The sequence below is a fragment of the Helicobacter sp. WB40 genome, assembly GCF_027859275.1.
Classification (GTDB): Bacteria; Campylobacterota; Campylobacteria; order Campylobacterales; family Helicobacteraceae; genus Helicobacter_D; species Helicobacter_D ibis.
In genome coordinates, this window is record NZ_JAQHXS010000035.1 from 1 (window position 1) to 256 (window position 256).

The window sequence follows — 256 nt, forward strand, 5'->3', positions numbered from 1 at the left end:
TGTCTGTCCTTACCTTGGTCTCACCTGGGTACCCATTCAGAGTGGCACGGAAAAAATTTTTATCAATTGGTAAATTTTTTGAGGATGGCTGCAGCTGCCGCATATGGGCGGTTTTGCTGAAACTGCGGGCATTCCGGACGGGGCGCGTTTGAGCGTCCCGTGGAAGCCGCTCAGCGCGTCACAGACCGGAAAACAAAGAAAAAAGGGCAAAGCCGCAGCTTCGCCCCTTGGACATTTTGCCAGTGCAGCATGGCAC

At 53.5% G+C, this 256-nt stretch carries 1 protein-coding gene; it reads right to left on the bottom strand.

The features are described 5' to 3' along the window. Positions 1-36 precede the first annotated feature (36 nt). On the bottom strand, positions 37-256 hold a 220-nt coding region (locus tag PF022_RS08820), incomplete at its 5' end, for a hypothetical protein (RefSeq protein ID WP_271023587.1).